The sequence below is a fragment of the Luteimicrobium sp. NPDC057192 genome, assembly GCF_042670205.1.
Classification (GTDB): Bacteria; Actinomycetota; Actinomycetes; order Actinomycetales; family Cellulomonadaceae; genus Luteimicrobium.
In genome coordinates, this window is sequence record NZ_JBHUWD010000001.1 from 294,395 (window position 1) to 308,546 (window position 14,152).

Here is a 14,152-nt window from a genome sequence, read left to right on the forward strand (position 1 = left end):
TGGGCTGCAACGCTTGCGGCGCAACCTCAGGAGGAACGATGCGACGACTTCGCACCATCAGCACCGCCCTCGTGGCCACGGCCACCCTGGCCGCCGTGCTCGCCGGCTGCTCCGACTCGGGCGACTCCGGTTCCGGAGACAAGGCCTCGGCCGGCGCCGCGACGTTCGACCCGAGCTCGGTCGCCAAGGACGCCACGCTCGCCGCCGCCGTCCCCGACGCCGTGAAGAGCGCGGGCACCCTCCGTGTGGGCACGGACACCACGTACGCGCCCGCCGAGTACATCGGCGACGACGGCAAGACGCCCGTCGGCTACGACGTGGACCTCGTCAAGGCGATCGCCGCGACCCTCGGCCTCAAGCCGGACATCCAGACGTCGAAGTTCGACAACATCATCCCGTCGATCGGCTCGCGCTACGACATCGGGGTCTCGTCCTTCACGATCAACCCGGACCGCGCCAAGCAGGTCAACATGATCGAGTACTTCCAGGCCGGCGAGGCCTTCGCCGTCCAGAAGGGCAACCCGAAGAGCGTCGACCAGAGCGACCTCTGCGGCAAGACGGTCGGCGTCCAGACGGGCACGGTCGAGGCCGACGAGCTCGCCGACCTGTCGAAGAAGTGCACCGACGGCGGCAAGGACAAGATCGACCAGCTGAGCTACGACTCGCAGGCCGACGTCACCACGAACCTCGTCGGCGGCAAGCTCGACGCCATGTACGCGGACTCGCCGATCATCGCCTACGCGCTGTCGCAGACGAACGGCCAGCTCGAGCAGCTCGGTGACGTGTTCGCGACCGCCCCGCAGGGCATCGTCGTCTCCAAGACCGACCAGCCGCTCACCGACGTCATCCAGAAGACCGTCCAGAAGCTCATCGACGACGGCACCTACGGCAAGATCCTCAAGGCCTGGGGCAACGAGGAAGGCGCCGTGACGACCGCCGAGCTCAACCCGTCGGTCGGCTGACCGCCCGAGCGGGAGCAGACTGAGCGTCATGAGCGATCTCGCAGGGCAGGGCCGGGCAGCGTCGCCCGGCCCTGCCGCACCGTCCACCGACCCCGTCCCCGACCGGATCCACGCGGTCCCCGTCCGCCACCCCGGCCGCTGGCTGTCCGCGGTCGTCGTGCTCGTGCTCGCGGCGATGGTCGTGCACGCGCTCGTCACCAACGACAAGTTCGACTGGCCGACCGTCGGGAAGTACCTCTTCAACGAGCAGGTCGTCCGCGGTGTCGGCTGGACGCTGTGGCTCACCGTCGCGGCGATGATCCTCGGCATCGTGCTCGCGGTGCTGCTCGCGATCATGCGACGGTCCGACAACCCCGTGATGCGGTACACGAGCTGGGTCTACATCTGGTTCTTCCGCGGCACCCCGATCTACACCCAGCTCGTGTTCTGGGGCCTCATCTCGGTCCTGTACCCCAAGATCTCCCTGGGGATCCCGTTCGGGCCGGAGTGGTTCCACTTCACGACGACGGAGCTCGTCACCGCGTCGCGCGCCGCGATCCTCGGGCTGGGCCTGAACGAGGCCGCCTACCTCGCAGAGATCGTCCGGGCCGGGCTGCAGTCCGTCGACCGCGGGCAGGAGGAGGCCGCCCGCGCGCTCGGCATGAAGGACTCCACGATCCTGCGGCGCATCGTCCTCCCGCAGGCGATGCGGGTCATCGTCCCGCCCACGGGCAACGAGACGATCTCCATGCTCAAGACGACGTCGCTCGTCCTCGCGGTGCCGTTCACGCTCGACCTGCAGTTCGCGACGAACGCCATCGCCAGCCGGACGTTCCAGCCGATCCCGCTGCTCGTGGTCGCCGCCCTCTGGTACCTCGCCATCACGAGCGTGCTCATGATCGGCCAGCACTACCTCGAGCGGTACTACGGGCGCGGTTTCGACGAGCACCACCGCGGCGGACGCCGCGGCGGGCCGGGCGGGCGGACCACCCGCCAGGAGGCGATCGCCGAGGCGGGGACGACGCCCGACATCGCGGTCTTCGACGACATGGGCCGGCCGCACGCCGGCGGCGCGGGAGGTGCCCGATGAACGAGTCCACCACCAGCGGCACGGCACCGATGGTCGAGATCGACGGCCTGCACAAGGAGTTCGGGCACCTGCACGTGCTCCGGGGCATCGACCTCGTCGTGCCGCGCGGGAGCGTCTGCGTCGTCCTGGGGCCGTCCGGGTCCGGCAAGTCCACCGTCCTGCGCTGCGTCAACGAGCTCGAGGACATCACCGCGGGCCGCATCCGCGTCGACGGCGAGCTCATGGGTTACCGCGAAGGCACCCGGGGCGGGAAGCCCGCCCTGTTCCGGCTCAGCAGCCGCGACATCGCCCGGCAGCGCGCGCGCATCGGCATGGTGTTCCAGCGCTTCAACCTGTTCCCGCACATGACGGCCCGGCAGAACGTCATGGAGGCGCAGGTCCAGGTGCTCCGGCGCTCCAAGGCCGAGGCCGGCGCTCGCGCCGACGAGCTGCTCCGCCGCGTCGGCCTCTCCGACCGCGCCGAGCACTACCCCGCCCAGCTCTCCGGCGGGCAGCAGCAGCGCGTCGCCATCGCACGCGCGCTCGCCATGGACCCCGAGCTCATGCTCTTCGACGAGCCCACCTCCGCCCTCGACCCCGAGCTCGTCGGGGAGGTCCTCGCCGTCATGCGCGACCTCGCTGCCAGCGGCATGACGATGATCGTCGTCACGCACGAGCTCGGGTTCGCCAAGGAGGTCGCCGACCAGGTGGTCTTCATGGCCGACGGCGTCGTCGTCGAGCGGGGCACGCCGTCGGAGGTGCTCGAGAACCCGCAGGAGGCCCGGACGCGGGAGTTCCTGGCGAGCGTGCTCTAGGGGACCCGGGCAGGTCCCGAGACGCGAACGAGCCCGGCACCCCTCGCGGGGAGCCGGGCTCGTCGTCAGCGGCCCAGGGGCCGCCGAGGCTCAGATCAGAGCGGGCGGATGTTCTCCGCCTGCGGGCCCTTCGGGCCCTGCGTCACGTCGAACTCGACGCGCTGGTTCTCGTCCAGCGAACGGAAGCCCGTCGACTGGATGGCCGAGTAGTGCGCGAAGACGTCGGCGGAGCCGTCGTCGGGGGCGATGAAGCCGTAGCCCTTCTCGCCGTTGAACCACTTCACGATGCCAGTAGCCATGGATATCTCCTTCAGGAGTCGGTACACGCCCCCGACCGTCGAGGGCGCATGCACGGTGTTCGTCGTCGACTCCGGTGAAGAAGACAAGCAAGCACTCGGCGAACACTGTACTAGAGCCGTTCTCGGACCGACAGGCCTAGGGCGCGAGCGCCGCCCGCGCTCGGCACGGAAGCCCTGCTCTCGTCCACCAGGTGAGACGCCGCGCGTGACGCAGCGCCGAGGGGATCACGCGGCGGGCGACACCGAGCGCGGTGAGCGGAGGAGGGGTCACCGTCGGCGGCGGACCCCGACGGAACGCCGGTGTGACACGCATCACTGCTGGTGGCTGCCCATTTCGTGACCGTGCCTCGATGCGAGTCAGGGAGTTTCTGCCTTGTTTCCGGTCAGTCACGATTTCGACACGCGCCGGCGAATGTCTGTTTTTTGGCCCTACGCGGGAGTAACTTGCTCGCCACGTCGGCAAAGCCCGACGTCAGCGAGCCGGGGCCGGCCCCGGCAGGCTTGCACCACCTTGGAGGAACCAGATGCGTCGCAGTCTCCCCACCGCAGCCGTCGCCGTCGCGATGGCCTCCGCACTGCTGTTCGCCGGCTGTGCATCGAAGGACGACTCGGGCGGCGGCGGGGGCGGATCGACGGGAAGCGCGACCGCGTCGGGCGACCTGTCGATCCAGCCGGTCGTCCAGATCGACGAGTCGGGCAAGGAGGTCCCGGCCGCGGACGCCTCGAACGCCGCGGACCCCGCCGGCGACGGGAAGGCCACGTGCGCGTCGACGACGACGATCGCCATGGCCGGCGCCCTCACCGGACCCAACGCCGCGCTGGGCATCAACATCATCGACGGGGCCAAGGTCGCCGTCGACGCGCACAACAAGGCCAACGCGGACTGCCAGGTGCAGCTCAAGGGGTACGACACCGAGGGTGACCCGCAGAAGGCCACGCAGGTCGCGCCCACCATCGTGGCGAACAAGAACGTGGTCGGTCTGCTCGGCCCGGCGTTCTCGGGCGAGACCGCCGCTGTGGGCGACATCTTCCACCAGGCCAACCTGCTCTCCCTGACGGCGTCGGCCACCAACGTGGACCTCACGAAGAACGGCTGGACCAACTTCTTCCGCGGCCTCGCCAACGACGGCGTCCAGGGCCCGGCGGTCGCGCACTACCTGGTCGACTCGAAGGGCTTCAAGAAGGTCTGCGTCGTGCAGGACGACTCCGACTACGGCGTCGGCCTCGCCAAGGCGGTCACGGACGCGCTCGGCGATTCCGCCGACAAGGACTGCGCCGCGAGCGTGAAGGCCGGCGACAAGGACTTCTCGGCGACCGTGCAGATCGTCAAGAGCGCGAACGCGGACGCGATCTTCTACGCCGGGTACTACGCCGAGGCCGCGCCCTTCGTGTCGCAGCTCCGGTCGTCGGGCGTGGACGCGACGTTCGTCTCGGCGGACGGCACCAACGACCCGGAGTTCGTCAAGCAGGCGGGGAGCGCGTCGAAGGACGCGCTGCTGTCCTGCCCGTGCGGCCCGGCGCCCGACCAGTTCGCGACCGACTACAAGTCCACGAACGGCGGGCGTGCCCCCGGTGTCTACTCGGTCGAGGGCTACGACCTCGCGACGATCATGCTCGCGGGCATCGACTCGGGGATCACCGACCGCGCGAAGCTCGTCGACTACGTGAAGAGCTACTCCGGCGACGGGCTCGCCCGCCACTACCAGTGGAGCTCGACCGGCGAGCTCTCCTCGGCGCTCATCTGGATCTACGAGGTCAAGTGATCGACCGCGACGGCCGGGCCCACGGGCTCGGCCGTCGCGGCGTCGTGACCTTGCACCGGATCCACCTCGAGGAGCTCCATGAGCGTCCTGCTGCTCTCTGACGTCCTCGCGTCCGCCCACACCACGCTCGCCGCGGACGGCGTCATCGACTTCAACACCGATCGTCTCTTCTCCAGCTTCTGGTCCCTCACCGTCGACGGACTGACCTACGGCGCGATCTACGCCCTCATCGCCGTGGGGTACACGCTGGTCTACGGCGTCCTGCGCCTCATCAACTTCGCCCACTCCGAGATCTTCATGCTCGGGATGTTCGGGCAGTACGCCGTCCTGTGGGCGCTCGGCTTCGCCCCTCGCGGCGACGTCTACACCCAGGGCACGGCCCTGACGGTGATGTACCTGCTGATCGCGATGATCGGCGGCATGGCCGTCTCGGGCGGCGCGGCCGTCGGGCTCGAACGGGTCGCGTACCGCCCGCTGCGCAAGCGCGGCGCGCCGTCCCTCACGTTCCTCATCACGGCCATCGGCGCGTCGTTCGTGCTCCAGGAGTTCGTGCACTTCGTGCTCCCCAAGCTCACCGGGGGCAACTTCGGCGGGACGACCGCGCAGCAGCCCATCCGCCTCGTGCAGGAGACCACGGTCTTCTCGTTCGGCGGCGCGGACGTCAGCAACGTCGACCTTGTGATCGTGGTCGCGGCCCTCGTGCTCGCGTTCCTCGTCGACCGGTTCGTCAACGCGACGAAGTTCGGGCGCGGGATCCGCGCCGTCGCGCAGGACCCCGTCACCGCGACGCTCATGGGGGTGTCGCGCGAGCGCGTCATCATGCTGACGTTCCTCCTGGGCGGCCTGCTCGCCGGTGCGGCGGCGATGCTCTACAGCCTCAAGATCCCCAACGGGATCATCTATTCGGGCGGGTTCATCCTCGGCATCAAGGCGTTCGCCGCGGCCGTCCTCGGAGGCATCGGCAACCTGCGCGGGGCCTTGCTCGGCGGCCTCCTGCTCGGCGTCATGGAGCTGTACGGGCAGGCGCTGTTCGGGACGGAGTGGCGCGACGTCGTCGCGTTCGTCGTCCTCGTGCTGGTGCTCCTGTTCCGGCCGACCGGCATCCTCGGCGAGTCTCTCGGGAGGGCCCGCGCATGACGACCACGACCAGCACCCCGACCACGGCGAACGGGCGCCCGTACCACGGCGTCGGCGACCGGTTCCGGCTCTGGTGGGACGCCCAGGCGCGGCCGACCCAGTGGCTCGTCGGCGTCCCCTTCATCGTGTTCATCGCGTTCCTGCCGGTCCTTCGGATTCCCGTCCTGACGACCGTCGGCACCGACTTCGGCAGCGTGATGGCGCAGTTCGGGATGATCGCGCTCGTCGCGATCGGCCTCAACGTCGTCGTCGGGCAGGCCGGCCTGCTCGACCTCGGCTACGTCGGCTTCTACGCCATCGGCGCCTACACGGTCGCCCTGCTGACCAGCCCGGACAGCCCGTGGAACCTCACCGACCAGTGGCTCTCCCAGGACTGGGCGTGGCTCTTCTGCGTGCCGATCGCGATCGCGATCACCGCGGTCTCCGGGCTCCTGCTCGGCTCGCCGACGCTGCGGCTGCGCGGCGACTATCTGGCGATCGTGACGCTCGGGTTCGGCGAGATCGTCCGCCTGCTCGCCGACAACCTCACGACGATCACCGGCGGCGGGCAGGGCCTCAAGAAGGTCGCCTACCCCCGTCTGGGCGAGAGCGCCGAGCATCCCGACGGCGTCTTCTCGGCCGGGAACAGCACCCCGCCGTGGAACTCGGGCCTGTGGTGGTTCTGGGTCTCGATCGTGCTCATCGTCATCGTGCTGCTCGTCGTCGGGAACCTGGAGCGCTCGCGCGTCGGCCGAGCCTGGGTCGCGATCCGTGAGGACGAGGACGCCGCCGAGATCATGGGCGTGCCCACGTTCAAGTTCAAGCTCTGGGCGTTCGTCATCGGCGCCGGGATCGGCGGGCTCTCCGGGGCGCTCTACGCCGGGCAGGTGCAGTTCGTCGTCCCGACCAACTTCAACGTCGTCAACTCGATGTTCTTCCTCTGCGCCGTCGTGCTCGGCGGCCAGGGGAACAAGCTCGGCGTCATCCTCGGGGCGTTCGTGATCGTCTACCTGCCGAACTTCTTCCTCGGCCGGACCGATCTGTTCGGCATCCCGATCGACGGCGACACGATCGCGAGCTACAAGTACCTCTTCTTCGGGCTCGCGCTCATCATCCTGATGATCTTCCGGCCGCAAGGTCTGCTGCCGGCGAGGCAGAAGCTCCTCGCGTACTCGCGCCAGCTCTACCAGGCGGCCCGCCGGGCGGCGCTCGCCGGGGACGGCGGCGGCCGCCCCGCCCCGGCCGTCGCCGACGGCCCTGCCGACGGTCCCGGCCGAACGGAGACCAAGGAAGGAGGCGAGCGATGAGCGAGCCCAACAGCCCCGACTCCCTGCGGGCGGGCGCGGAGAGCGAAGAGCAGTACCTCGCCCCCGACGACGAGGTCATGACCAGCGAGGACGTGCGCGAGAAGGACCTGCCCGACGGCGAGGTCGAGGAGATCGACGTCGACCTCGCGACCGTCAACCCGGACCTCGCGGACGAGGCGACGGTCGCCGAGATCGTCGCCGCCGATCGGACGGTCGAGGCGGGGGTCGGCGAGCCGCTCCTCCGGATGGAGGGCGTGAGCGTCAAGTTCGGCGGCCTCACGGCGCTCGACGACGTGTCGTTCGAGATCCGGCGCGGCGAGATCCTCGGGCTCATCGGCCCGAACGGCGCCGGCAAGACGACGGCGTTCAACGCGATGACGGGGGTCTACCGGCCGTCGTCGGGCCGGGTGGTGTTCGACGGGCACCCGCTGGTGCGCGTGAAGCGCAACGAGATCACGCGGCTCGGCATCGCGCGCACGTTCCAGAACATCCGGCTCTTCAGCGACATGACGGCGCTCGAGAACGTCGTCGTCGGCACGGACGCACGGCACCGCACGTCGGTGCCGGGCGCGATCTTCCGGTCCGCGCGGCACCGGCGTGAGGAGCGCGACGCCATCGACCGCGGCATGGCGCTCCTCGAGTTCGTCGGGATCGGGGCGCGCGCGACCCACCAGGCGCGCAACCTCCCGTACGGCGACCAGCGGCGGCTCGAGATCGCCCGCGCCCTCGCGACGGAGCCGAAGCTGCTGTGCCTCGACGAGCCCGCGGCGGGGTTCAACCCGTCGGAGAAGGAGGACCTGCAGGACCTCGTCCGCAAGATCCGCGACGACGGGTTCACCGTCCTCCTCATCGAGCACGACATGCGGCTCGTCATGGGAGTCACGGACCGCATCGTCGTGCTCGAGTTCGGTCGGAAGATCGCGGAGGGCCTGCCGGCCGAGATCCGCGAGGACCCCGCCGTGATCGCCGCCTACCTGGGAGTGCCCGACGATGCCACTGCTTGAGCTCGACGACGTCTCCGTCTCCTACGGTCGGATCGAGGCCGTCCGCCACCTCTCGATCGCGGTCGAGGAGGGCGAGCTCGTCACCCTGATCGGCGCGAACGGCGCCGGCAAGACGACCACGATGCGCGCGATCTCCGGGATCCGCCCGCTCTCCTCGGGCACCATCCGGTTCGACGGTCAGGACATCACCCGGATGCCGGCGCACAAGCGGGTCCTGGCCGGCGTGGTGCAGGCGCCCGAGGGCCGCGGCGTCTTCCCCGGGATGACCGTCATGGAGAACCTCGAGATGGGCGCGTACGCGCGCACGTTCACGACGAAGGCCGAGCACGACGAGACGCTCGACCGTGTCTTCGAGCTGTTCCCCCGGCTCGCGGAACGCAAGACGCAGGTCGGGGGCACCATGTCGGGTGGCGAGCAGCAGATGCTGGCCATCGGCCGGGCGCTCATGGCGCGGCCGAAGCTCCTGCTCCTCGACGAGCCGTCGATGGGCCTCGCCCCCATGGTGATCCAGCAGATCTTCCGGATCATCAGCGAGATCCACGACCAGGGGACGACGGTGCTGCTCGTCGAGCAGAACGCCCAGCAGGCGCTGTCGCGGTCCGACCGGGCGTACATCCTCGAGACCGGCGAGGTCGTGACGACGGGTGCCGGGCCCGACCTCCTGGTCGACCCCGCCGTGAAGGCCGCCTATCTCGGCGTCGCCTGACGCTGTCGCGGACGCCGTCCGCCCTGGTGCCCTCGTGGCGCCGGGCGGGCGGCGTCCGTCGTGCCGTCGCTGAGCCCGGTCTTGTCAGTTCCTGAGAGTTGTGCTTGTCTACCAGAGTCGATTCTGTAATCGATTTCCGGCTGGTCTGGCCGGTGGCTCTGCACCGCGACGATGCGACCCGACCGCGACGGGGCGGTCCTGGAGGGTGAGTGCGATGAGGCAGTCGAACGATCGAAAGCGCCGGCTCGGCGCCGTCCTGGCAGCGGGGGCGGCCGCGCTGGCGACCGCCGTCCTGCCCCTGCCGACGGCGACGGCAGGACCCCTGCCAGCGTCCGCGGCCTCGGCTGCGGCCGTCGGCTTCGACCACGGCCCGGCGTCGCACGGCTCCGGCGCCGCGAAGGGACCCGTCGGCTGGGACACCTACCGGCACCTGGACCGGGTCGACGAGCTGACCACCGGTGTCCGGACACGCCAGTTCTCGAGCTTCGACCGCACCGGCGGCAACGACGACGGCTTCGCCGGCACCCACAGCTGCCTTCGCACCACCGACACGGGGTGCGTCATCGCGGAACGCAGCGGGCCGGGCGAGATCGACTCGATCTGGTTCACGCGCGACAACGGGGACGTCAGCGCGACCGGCACCATCACGGTCCAGCTCGACGGACGGACGGTCCTGGACGCGAGGCTCCAGGACGTCGTCGACGGAAAGCTGGGCGCACCGTTCGTGCAGCCGTTCGTCGCGAACGCCGACCAGAGCTCGGGCGGGGTCTGGATCAAGGTCCCGATGCCGTACCGCGAGTCGATGCGGGTCACGGTGCAGCACAACCCGCTCTTCTACCACGTCACCTACCGCACGTTCCCCGACGCCGTGGGCGTCGCGACCTTCGACCCCTCCGACACCGCGCAGGACGTCATCGACGCCTCGCGGAGCTGGGGCAGCGCGGACCCGAAGCCCGCGGTCGCGGGGGCGCGGACGACGACGACGCCGTTCCGGCTCGCCCCCGGCAGGACCGCGCGGCTGGCCGACCTCAAGGGCGCGGGCGAGATCTCGCAGCTCCGGCTCCGGGTGCCCCAGGTCGTCGGACCGGAGCCGCTGACCGCGATCGCGGACGACGGCCGCGCCCACAAGGGCACCAGCACGTTCACCGTCGCCGTCGACCCGGCCAACCAGGGGGTCCAGCTGCGCCGGCGCTTCGACGCGAACAGCGCGAGGCAGGTGGCCACGGTGACGGTCGACGGCAAGGACGCCGGCCGGTGGGAGGCGACCGACGACGTCGCCGGGGTGTGGAGCTACCAGACCCTCGAGCTCCCGGCGAGCCTCACCGCGGGGAAGTCCCACATCACCGTCACGAACACCTTCGTGTCGGCGACGATCGACTGGAACGAGTTCCACTACTGGGTCGACTCCGTCGTCGGCGGCAAGCCCGTGCGCACGGACGAGCTCGACGTCGGACCGTCCGCCGCCGGGCTCGCGAGCGAGAAGGCCCACGCCTACGCCATCACGGGCCAGACCTGGACCGGCACGCCCGTCCAGACCGACGCCCCCGGACCCGACGACCCTGCGGTCCTGGCCTCGAACGAGCTGCTGCGCGACGTCTACGTCCGGATCAGCTTCGACGGCCGGAAGACGGTGGAGTCGCCCCTGGGCGAGCTCTTCGGCTCGGGTCTCACCGAGGCGCCGGTCTCGGCGCTGTTCTACGCCATGGACGCGGGGGACGGCGGCTGGTACTCGAGCTGGTGGCCCATGCCGTACGCCGAGCGCGCGACCGTCGAGCTCGTCAACCGCTCCGACCGGACGATCGAGTCCGGGACGGCCCAGGTCACCGCGCACGCCGAGCCGGGCCTGGGGCGCCGGCTGCACGGCACCGACCCGACCGTCGGGTACTTCAACGCCACGCACCACCGGGGGGACACCGTCGCCGGGCAGGACTGGACCTTCCTCGACACCGCGGGACGCGGCAAGTTCGTGGGAGTCAGCCACACGATGCGGGGGCACATCACGTCGGGGAACCTGCGTGACTACCTCGAGGGCGACGAGCGCGTCTACGTCGACGGCAGCCGCTCGCCCGCGCTGCACGGGACGGGGACCGAGGACTTCTACGAGTCGGGCTGGTACTTCAACCGGCGCGAGTTCTCCAGCCCGTTCAACGGCCTGTCCGCGATGCCGACGAAGACGAACGGGTGCGCCTACCAGTGCGACTCGCCGTACCGCCTGATGATCGCCGACGCGGTCGCGTTCAGCTCCGGCCTGACGTTCGGCATCGAGCACGGCCCGGTCGACAACGAGCCCGCGGAGTACTCCTCCACGGCGTACTGGTACGGCGCGTCGACCCCGGCCGCGCGGACGACCGACACGATCGACGTGGGCGACGCCGCCGACGAGTCGGCGCACGCCTACTCCGGGTCCGGCGCGGCGACGACGCTGACGGCCCGGTTCGAGGGCGACCACGACGACGAGCCGATGACGGACGACGTCGCGTCCGCGACGGGCGCGGTGACCTTCCGGATGGCCGTGGACCCGCGGGCGTCCGCCGTGGTCCTGCGGCGCACGTCGGACCAGTCTGCCGGCTGGCAGTCGGCGGCCGTGTCGGTAGACGGCAGGCCGGCGGGCACCTGGCTCGAGCCGCTCGACAATGCGACACAGCGCTGGCTCGACGACGAGCTCACGCTCCCGCCGGCGCTCACGGAGGGCAAGCGGCGGATCACGGTCACGCTGACGCCGTCGGACGGGGCTCCCGCCTGGTCGGCCGCGTCGTACCAGGCCCTCTCGCTCGGCCGTGCCCTGCCCGACCACCGGGCGCCGTCGCGCGTGACGGGGCTCGTGGCCACCGGGACCGACGGCAACGCGATCCGGCTCGCCTGGGACGCCGCGTCGGACGACGTCGGGGTGCACGGCTACCGCGTCTACGCGTCGACACGCCCCGGCTTCAGGCCGGACGGCCGCACGCTCGTCGGCACGTCGACGCTGCCGTCGTTCACGCACCGCGACCTCGACCTCCAGCAGACCTGGTACTACCGGGTCCGCGCCGTCGACGGTTCGGGGAACACCGGGCCGGTGTCGGGTGTCGTGCACGCCACGACCGGCTCGACGTGGCGGGTCGAGGGCGAGTCGCTGCTCCCTGCGGTCGCCGCCGACGCTCTCGTGGAGGCCCAGGGCAACTGCTGCGGGGTGACCTGGTCCGGCGACCGCCAGCTGTGGTTCCACGGGGCGAAGGCGGGCGACGCGGTCACCCTGCGCCTCGACGTGCCGCGGGCGGGCACCTACGACGTCTCGGCGGTCATGACGCAGGCCGTCGACTACGCGGTCGCGCAGGTCGCGCTCGACGGGAAGGACCTGGGCGACGCGGTCGACAACTACCGGGCGTCCGGCGTCGGCGTGACGACCAGGCCGCTCGGCTCGGTGCAGCTCAGCGAGGGCGAGCACACGCTCACCCTCACCGCCGTCGGGAAGAACGCGAAGGCCACGAGCTACATGATCGGCCTCGACACGGTGAACCTCACGCTCCGGGGAGGCTCCGACGTCCGGGTCACGCCGTACACGCGGACGACGTCCGTGGTGCTCGGCGGGGACCGGAAGCGCATCTACGACCCCTCGGCGGGCGAGGACGAGGCCTGGTACGTCAACGACCACACGTTCGTGCGCGGCGCGGACGGCACGTGGCACCTGTTCGGCATCACGCACGCCGAGCCCGCGGACCCGCTGGACGAGAGCTTCTTCGCCCACGCCACCGCGTCGAGCCTCACGCAGGCCCAGTACACGAAGCAGCCGGGCGTGATCCACGCCGACCTCGACCTGGGCGAGAAGCACGTGTGGGCGCCGTTCGTGCTCGAGCACGACGGCACCTACTTCATGTACTACTCGGCCGGTCTGGACGACGACCACGAGACGTACCAGATCCGGCTCGCCACCAGCACGGACCTCAGCACGTGGACGAAGCGGCCCGACGCGCTCTTCCGGGACGGCTTCGACGCGCGCGACCCGATGGTCCTCCGCGTCGGGAAGCAGTGGGTCATGTACTACACGGCGACCTCGACGCCGTCGGGCGGGAACCACGAGGTCGCCTACCGGACCAGCACCGACCTGGTGCACTGGGGTGCGAAGCACGTCGCCTTCACGCACCCCGCCACGGGCACGTCCGGCGGCCCCACGGAGTCGCCCTTCGTCGTGCACAAGGACGGCTGGTACTACCTGTTCGTGTGCTGCCAGGCCGGGTACGACGACACCCGCGTCTACAAGAGCCGCGACCCGCTGCACTTCTCGTACGACGACGCCGCGGGCCACGTGGCCGAGCATGCCGCGGAGGTCGTCCAGGACACCGACGGCCGGTGGTACGTCAGCGGCGCCGGCTGGGGCGCGGGGGGCGTCTACCTGCGACCGCTGGACTGGCAGGGGACCGAGGTCACCGAGGGCAGGACCGTCACGGCGCCGGGCTACCGGCTCGACGTCGAGACGTCGCCACGCACCCAGGTGCGCTCCATGGACGTCGCCGACGGCTCGGGCGGGTTCCGGCGCGTCCTCGACGACGACTACAGAGGGACCTCGCCCTACCTCGGGGTCGGGAACTTCGGGAACACGGACGTCACGGGCGCCGCGCGTGCGGTCCGCGTGGACGGGTCGACGCTCCGGCTCGAGGACGTCCCGCTCGGCGACGAGCCGGCGTCGGTGGACTGGACGCTGGACCTGGGTACGAACGCGTTCACGTCGTCGGCGGACCTGCACGTGACGGGCGCGCTGTCGGCTCCCGTCTGGGAGGCGTCGTTCACCGTCGACGGCGCCGGCCTGCGCACCGGCGACGACGCGAACCCCGACCGTCCCGGCGGTGACGTGCACGGGTTCCCGGCCTGGACGCAGTCGACGGGGCCGGACGCGAGCGTCGCGGCCCGGTACCAGGGCGGGGCGTTCGGGACCGACAACCGCTTCTACGCCGGCTCGGGCGCCGTCGTCTGGCAGCCGCTGTGGCAGCCCGGCGGCCGTCCCGTGGGAATCGGCACCTACCCGCTCGGGAGCCTGCGGCTGGGCGCGAGCCCGATCGGCGGCGACGACGAGCTCGGGGCGACGCTGGGCGGCTGATCGGCCCGCCGGATCTCGGCCTGGGCACGAGGGAGGGGGCGGCCGCCGGACCCACCGGCGG

10 protein-coding genes are annotated in these 14,152 nt (G+C 70.9%); 9 read left to right on the plus strand and 1 reads right to left on the minus strand.

What is annotated here, in order from left to right; translation table 11 throughout:
• Window positions 1–38 precede the first annotated feature (38 nt).
• The 3 genes from ACFT5B_RS01435 to ACFT5B_RS01445 are packed head-to-tail and all read left to right on the plus strand — an operon-like array spanning window position 39 to window position 2,825.
• Window positions 39–962 (plus strand): ABC transporter substrate-binding protein, encoded by a 924-nt coding sequence (locus ACFT5B_RS01435; protein ID WP_386796188.1) that lies wholly within the window; start codon window positions 39–41, stop codon window positions 960–962.
• A 28-nt stretch (window positions 963–990) separates the two neighbouring features.
• Window positions 991–2,031, plus strand: coding sequence for an amino acid ABC transporter permease (locus ACFT5B_RS01440; RefSeq protein WP_386796189.1), 1,041 nt, complete (start codon window positions 991–993; stop codon window positions 2,029–2,031).
• Window positions 2,028–2,825 (plus strand): amino acid ABC transporter ATP-binding protein, encoded by a 798-nt coding sequence (locus ACFT5B_RS01445; RefSeq protein ID WP_386796190.1) that lies wholly within the window; start codon window positions 2,028–2,030, stop codon window positions 2,823–2,825. Before ACFT5B_RS01440 ends, ACFT5B_RS01445 begins: the two co-directional genes overlap by 4 nt.
• A 95-nt stretch (window positions 2,826–2,920) precedes the next feature.
• On the opposite strand, the gene ACFT5B_RS01450 is transcribed toward ACFT5B_RS01445, so the two are convergent.
• The gene (locus tag ACFT5B_RS01450) at window positions 2,921–3,124 is read right to left on the minus strand and encodes a cold-shock protein (protein ID WP_284292806.1); all 204 of its coding nucleotides are present in this window, start codon (window positions 3,122–3,124) and stop codon (window positions 2,921–2,923) included.
• A 524-nt stretch (window positions 3,125–3,648) separates the two neighbouring features.
• Here ACFT5B_RS01450 and ACFT5B_RS01455 point away from each other — a divergent pair.
• From ACFT5B_RS01455 to ACFT5B_RS01480, 6 genes are all read left to right on the plus strand, one after another.
• Window positions 3,649–4,887, plus strand: coding sequence for a branched-chain amino acid ABC transporter substrate-binding protein (locus ACFT5B_RS01455; protein WP_386796191.1), 1,239 nt, complete (start codon window positions 3,649–3,651; stop codon window positions 4,885–4,887).
• 78 nt (window positions 4,888–4,965) lie between these two features.
• Window positions 4,966–6,024, plus strand: coding sequence for a branched-chain amino acid ABC transporter permease (locus tag ACFT5B_RS01460; RefSeq protein ID WP_386796192.1), 1,059 nt, complete (start codon window positions 4,966–4,968; stop codon window positions 6,022–6,024).
• Entirely contained in the window at window positions 6,021–7,310 is a 1,290-nt protein-coding gene (locus tag ACFT5B_RS01465; protein WP_386796193.1) for a branched-chain amino acid ABC transporter permease, read from the plus strand. Before ACFT5B_RS01460 ends, ACFT5B_RS01465 begins: the two co-directional genes overlap by 4 nt.
• Window positions 7,307–8,314 (plus strand): ABC transporter ATP-binding protein, encoded by a 1,008-nt coding sequence (locus ACFT5B_RS01470; RefSeq protein ID WP_386796194.1) that lies wholly within the window; start codon window positions 7,307–7,309, stop codon window positions 8,312–8,314. The genes ACFT5B_RS01465 and ACFT5B_RS01470 overlap by 4 nt, the downstream gene beginning before the upstream one ends.
• Complete coding sequence (locus ACFT5B_RS01475; protein WP_386796199.1) at window positions 8,307–9,020, plus strand: ABC transporter ATP-binding protein; 714 nt, start codon at window positions 8,307–8,309, stop codon at window positions 9,018–9,020. The genes ACFT5B_RS01470 and ACFT5B_RS01475 overlap by 8 nt, the downstream gene beginning before the upstream one ends.
• 214 nt (window positions 9,021–9,234) lie before the next feature.
• Window positions 9,235–14,091, plus strand: a complete 4,857-nt coding sequence (locus ACFT5B_RS01480; RefSeq protein ID WP_386796195.1) for a DUF2961 domain-containing protein — start codon at window positions 9,235–9,237, stop codon at window positions 14,089–14,091.
• Window positions 14,092–14,152: the final 61 nt, after the last annotated feature.